Source organism: Xylanibacter muris, assembly GCF_013166605.1.
Taxonomy (GTDB): Bacteria; Bacteroidota; Bacteroidia; order Bacteroidales; family Bacteroidaceae; genus Prevotella; species Prevotella muris.
Map to the genome: position 1 here is coordinate 580,701 of NZ_JABKKF010000001.1, position 6,128 is coordinate 586,828.

The window sequence follows — 6,128 nt, forward strand, 5'->3', positions numbered from 1 at the left end:
TGTTACTCTAACTTTCTGTAATTCTATTTGTTAGGTTTTTAAGGGTTTGTATTTCGGTTTAGTTATTATAATCAATAGTTTTGAGGTGACGAAATTACAAAGTTTTGACCATAGTTCAAAATATTAATATTTATATTAATCATTGTTAACATTTAATATATTCCTCTAAATAGAACTAATTATTGGTGTGTATGACTTTTGGCATGGGGAATATGCATGCGGCAAGCATAGGCTTAAGCCTTGGATGCTTGTTTCTCAAACCGCGAAACGGTGCTTCTCAAACCTTCCGACTTAAGCCGGAAACCTTTCCGACTACAGTCGGAAGGCTGTCTGACTTAAGTCGGAAACTCTTCTGACTATAGTCGGAAGGTCTGTAAACCGGTGTATTGCGGTTTGAGAGCCACACATTTGAGAATAGGAAATGCCGGTTTTTATGACGGGAAGCGAGATTATGCCGAATATTCATGGAATTTTCATTAATGTTGTGAGGATGTGTAAAAAATAACAGTTTTTCTTGTTTGTTTAGATAAAATATGTTATTTTTGCATCCGGTAAACCGTAAATGATAAATATATCATTGCTTTTCTAAAACTATTAATATATATAATAAGGTATATTATAAAAACAATTACGATAAAAACATTATGAACAGAAACCTGTTACAGAAAAAGACATTCATGGCTTTATTGGCCGTGGGTACTTTTACGTTGGGGGCTTGTACCGACAACGATTACGATTTCGACCAGATTGACTATACTGTCGGTATAGGCAGTGGAGAATTGTCGATTCCTGTCAGTAGCACTGACACAATAAGGCTTGAGGATGTGCTTGACCTTGACAATAGCGACTGCGTTGTCATAAAGGAAAATGGAGACTATGTGTTTGAGCAGGTGGGCGATGATATTGCCCCTGTAAAGGTGAACATTGCAAAGATTGTCGTTGAGCAGAAACGTTCGGAGTCTTACCCGTTTGAGTTCGACCTTTCAGGTATTAACGGGGCAAAGCGGCGAGGCATGAACAGGATATCCGTGAATATCCCGTTGCAGACAGCGGAAATTCATGTGTTTAACTATGAAGGAGAGTCGGAAGAGGTTGTCGACCTCAATATGGTTGGGGTAGAGAAGGCCCCGGTGTCGCTTATAGTGAGATTCCCCGCTGATTTGAAGAATTATGTTCCTAAGATAAAGACATTGACATTGGCCTTGCCGGGATATATAACATTCGAGGATGTGACATCGAATGGCAGATACACGCGGGAGGGAAGTACTTTCAGATTTTCCGATGTGTCTACTGCCGGAGACCTTAAGTTGAACATGAATCTTACGGGTCTTGATTTCAAGGCACAGAACACAGGGCTCGGCAGTGCCGGAGTGAAAGACGGGAAAATATCCATAGACGGCAGTGTGAAGATGACGATAGACGCAGGTGATATTGAAATCAACACGATGACGTTGCCTACAAAACCGTTCAGGATAGAGAATGACCTGGTCTTGGGTTCCGACCTTACTGTAGCTTCCGCTGAGGGTAAGTTCAATCCGTCTATAGATATGGACAATCTCGGAAAGGTTGATATTACGGGGGTGCCTGATTTCCTTAAGGACGGAAACGTGGTGGCCGACCTTGACAATCCGCAGATAATCCTTTCCGTGACGAGCAATATGGAGGTGAGCGGAATCATAAACGGAAAAATAACTTCGACAAAAGCCGGAAATACTCTGAAAACAGTTAGTGTCAATGGAATAAAGGTTTATCCGAATACAACAACCGATATTTGTATATGCCGTAAGAGCACGGCGGATATCGAGGCGGCATACGGCAGGGATAATGTATATGTGGTGCCGGATATCACGGATCTGATAAAGACTATACCGGATAATATAGAGTTTGATGCCGTGACGCAGGCCGATCCTACAAAGGTGTGCAGGTTTGAGTTCGGACATGATTATGAAATCAAGCCATCTTACCGTGTGGAGGCTCCTATAGCTTTCGGCAAGGATGCGAATATCGTATATAAAGATTCTTTGCTTGAATGGAATGAAGATGTGAAAGACCTTGATCTTACCGAGGGAGCGTATGTTGAGCTTAAGGCGGATATAGAGAACCGTGCACCGATATTCCTTAATCTTGACGCATACGCGGTGGATATCAACGGTAAAGACATGAGCTCGGATCTTGATGTGGTAGTGTCTAACTCGATAATAGCGTCTGCTGACGGAAAGAACTCAAAGGTGACTCCTGTGACGATAACTGTAAGACAGAAGAAGCAGGGCGCGTTGAAGAAGATCGACGGATTGCAGTTCGTGGTGCAGGGAAAGGCGAAGTCGGACGATGGAGCCGAAAGCGTTGTGGGCATTACACTCAACTCTAAGAAGCATTTCCTTATTGCCAAGGATGTGAGGGTGAAGATTGTAGGAAAGGTGATTGCAGACTTGAATTAATAATATCAAATGTGATAAATCATGAAATTTACATATAATATAAAGTATATTTTATTTGCTGCATCGGTGATGGCGGGTGCACAGGTGGCTGCTCAGACTCTGAGCTCTGCATATTTTACAGACGATTATAAATTCCGTCATTCTCTCAATCCGGCGTTTGGCAATGAACAGAATTATGTTTCCATACCGGCTCTCGGCAATCTGAATGTCAATATGCGCGGTAATTTCGGATATCAGGATGTAATAATGCCTAATCCGATTGCGGGGGGAAAGAAGATGACAACGTTTATGAATCCGTATATTCCCGTAGGAGAAGCTCTTGACGGATTTAACTCAAACAACAGGATTGCAGGTAATGTGGGATTGTCAATCCTGTCTGCCGGATTCAAGTCTTTTGGTGGGTATAATACCGTGGAGCTTAACATGAAGACATCGTTCGGCATGGCATTGCCGTACGGATTGTTTGAGTTTGCAAAGAATACGGGTAATCAGACTTATGATATAGGTGATGTGAGTGTTTCTGCAATGGCATACGCAGAACTCGCTTTCGGGCATTCACGCCAGATTAACGAGAATCTGCGTGTGGGTGGAAAACTGAAGTTTCTTTTTGGAGGCGCGAGGGCTGATGTGAAGCTGAAGAATATGAAGGCCGATCTTGCTCCGGATGATAAATGGACTATAACCGGTGAGGGAGAGGCGGATGTCTCGTTGAAAGGATTTGCATTCAAGTCGGAGACTAAAGAGTATAAAGATGAGGACAAGGGGTCGTATGAGTATGTCAATGATGTTGATGTCGACGGTGCGGGACTCGGAGGATTCGGTATGGCCGTAGACCTTGGTGGAGTATATAAGATAAATGAAGACTGGACTGTAAGTGCGGCGTTGCTTGACCTCGGTTTTATAAGCTGGAGCAATGATGTAAGGGCTGTAAACCGTTCAAAGTCGTTCGTTTTTGACGGATTCCATGATGTTTCTGTTACTTCGGACCATGGTGAGAGTATCGATGATAAGATGGACGGATATAGCGACCAGTTGGCTGACTTTGCTAATCTGACGGATGAAGGTGACAAGGGTGGACGTACTACGGGTATAGGTGCCACGATGGTGTTCGGAGGCGAATATAATCTGCCGGTTTATCGTAAGGTCACATTCGGAGCGCTCAGCACCACACGTATCAACGGTGATTTTTCATGGACTGAAGGAAGAGTAAGCGCTAACTATGCCCCGCTGTCATGGATAAACGGTGGTGTGAGCTTTGCCGTCAATAGCTTTACTACAAGTTGCGGATGGGTTCTTAACATTCACCCTAAAGGATATAACTTCTTTATAGGTATGGATCACATCCTGGGTAAGACAAGTAAGGAGATGATACCGTTGAGCTCTAATGCAAGTATCGCGCTTGGTATGAGCGTTACATGGTAGTATTATATATATTATAATGTATTTCCTGTTTTTGTTCTGACCTATATCAATAAGAAATCAAACAAATGTTAACGTGGTGATATTTTCCCCGTTATGTTTTTGTTGTTTTCCCGATAATGTGTACCTTTGCATTCGCTTTTCAGGAGCAGTCCTGTTGAGCATACTGATTAAGAGTTCTTTGAAAGATTTAACATAGACAGAAGTAGTACAAGAAGCAGGTCTTTTCCCGGTGTCAGGATGCCGTGGTTGAGACTTGGGTATAACATGAAAACCGTCATTTTTTATCCGGTTAGGGTATGAATGCCAGGCTCTTGTTAATTCGGATTTAAGGCGTTCTGATAGGATTAGAATAATGGCCTTTGCCTGGTGCCTTGCGGCATTTGGCATTCGGCTTCAAAGATATTTTACAATGTAGAGTTTGATCCTGGCTCAGGATGAACGCTGGCTACAGGCTTAACACATGCAAGTCGAGGGGCAGCATGACATGTTTTCGGACGTGTCGATGGCGACCGGCGCACGGGTGAGTAACGCGTATCCGACCTGCCCCGTACCAGGGCACAGCCCGTCGAAAGACGGATTAATGCCCTATGTTCTCCGGAAGATCCATGTTTTCCGGAGCAAAGGTTATTCCGGTACGGGATGGGGATGCGTCCGATTAGCTTGCTGGCGGGGTAACGGCCCACCAGGGCACCGATCGGTAGGGGTTCTGAGAGGAAGGTCCCCCACACTGGAACTGAGACACGGTCCAGACTCCTACGGGAGGCAGCAGTGAGGAATATTGGTCAATGGGGGGAACCCTGAACCAGCCAAGTAGCGTGCAGGATGACGGCCCTATGGGTTGTAAACTGCTTTTGTGCGTGGATAAAGTAGGCCACTTGTGGCCTTTTGCAGGTACCGCACGAATAAGGACCGGCTAATTCCGTGCCAGCAGCCGCGGTAATACGGAAGGTCCGGGCGTTATCCGGATTTATTGGGTTTAAAGGGAGCGTAGGCCGCCTGTCAAGCGTGCTGTGAAACGCCGTGGCTCAACCACGGTCCTGCAGCGCGAACTGGCGGGCTTGAGTGTGCGGAAGGCACGCGGAATTCGTGGTGTAGCGGTGAAATGCTTAGATATCACGAAGAACTCCGATTGCGAAGGCAGCGTGCCGCAGCATTACTGACGCTGATGCTCGAAAGCGCGGGTATCGAACAGGATTAGATACCCTGGTAGTCCGCGCGGTAAACGATGGATGCCCGCTGTCGGCGATATACAGTCGGCGGCCAAGCGAAAGCGTTAAGCATCCCACCTGGGGAGTACGCCGGCAACGGTGAAACTCAAAGGAATTGACGGGGGCCCGCACAAGCGGAGGAACATGTGGTTTAATTCGATGATACGCGAGGAACCTTACCCGGGCTTGAATTGCAGATGAATGATTCAGAGATGATGAAGTCCTTCGGGACATCTGTGAAGGTGCTGCATGGTTGTCGTCAGCTCGTGCCGTGAGGTGTCGGCTTAAGTGCCATAACGAGCGCAACCCCTTCCCTCAGTTGCCATCGGGTCATGCCGGGCACTCTGTGGGTACTGCCTCCGCAAGGAGCGAGGAAGGCGGGGATGACGTCAAATCAGCACGGCCCTTACGTCCGGGGCTACACACGTGTTACAATGGGGCATACAGCGAGCAGGTGCCGTGCAAACGGTGTCGAATCTTGAAAGTGCCCCTCAGTTCGGACTGGGGTCTGCAACCCGACCCCACGAAGCTGGATTCGCTAGTAATCGCGCATCAGCCATGGCGCGGTGAATACGTTCCCGGGCCTTGTACACACCGCCCGTCAAGCCATGAAAGCCGGGGGCGCCTGAAGTCCGTGACCGTGAGGGTCGGCCTAGGGTGAAACCGGTGATTGGGGCTAAGTCGTAACAAGGTAGCCGTACCGGAAGGTGCGGCTGGAACACCTCCTTTCTGGAGGGACGCATGATGTCCTTCTGTATTATTTCTCCTCTCTGTCCTTAAATATATTGACGCGAGAATCAGGTGATGCCCCCGTCAGGCCACGGCATGCCGTAAGCGTGCGTCGGTCCTTTGCGGTGAGGCGCGGCACCTCCGCCAGTCCCATAGCTCAGTTGGTTAGAGCGCCACACTGATAATGTGGAGGCCGGCAGTTCAAGTCTGCCTGGGACTACCCGTCTTTTACATGGGGGATTAGCTCAGCTGGCTAGAGCACCTGCTTTGCAAGCAGGGGGTCAACGGTTCGAATCCGTTATTCTCCACCATCCGGCACATTCCGCTTTAT

The 6,128-nt window shown here is 47.2% G+C and carries 3 protein-coding genes, 2 tRNA genes and 1 rRNA gene; 5 read left to right on the plus strand and 1 reads right to left on the minus strand.

The genetic code is table 11. The features are described from left to right. Positions 1–644 precede the first annotated feature (644 nt). The 3 genes from HPS56_RS02050 to HPS56_RS02060 all read left to right on the plus strand — a co-directional run bounded on the left by HPS56_RS02050 (position 645) and on the right by HPS56_RS02060 (position 5,797). Positions 645–2,438, plus strand: a complete 1,794-nt coding sequence (locus tag HPS56_RS02050) for a hypothetical protein (protein WP_172273056.1) — start codon at positions 645–647, stop codon at positions 2,436–2,438. Positions 2,439–2,459: 21 nt separating this feature from the next. After that, entirely contained in the window at positions 2,460–3,860 is a 1,401-nt protein-coding gene (locus tag HPS56_RS02055) for a DUF5723 family protein (RefSeq protein ID WP_172273059.1), read from the plus strand. A gap of 406 nt (positions 3,861–4,266) precedes the next feature. Then, positions 4,267–5,797, plus strand: a 16S ribosomal RNA gene (locus HPS56_RS02060). Positions 5,798–5,825: 28 nt separating this feature from the next. Here the strand turns inward: HPS56_RS02060 and HPS56_RS13455 are convergent. Continuing rightward, positions 5,826–5,951 (minus strand): hypothetical protein, encoded by a 126-nt coding sequence (locus tag HPS56_RS13455; protein ID WP_256372598.1) that lies wholly within the window; start codon positions 5,949–5,951, stop codon positions 5,826–5,828. Here HPS56_RS13455 and HPS56_RS02065 point away from each other — a divergent pair. Further along, positions 5,944–6,017 (plus strand) — tRNA-Ile (locus tag HPS56_RS02065). The genes HPS56_RS13455 and HPS56_RS02065 overlap by 8 nt on opposite strands. Before the next feature lie 14 nt (positions 6,018–6,031). Continuing rightward, a tRNA-Ala gene (locus HPS56_RS02070) sits at positions 6,032–6,108 on the plus strand. The last annotated feature ends 20 nt before the right edge of the window (positions 6,109–6,128 follow it).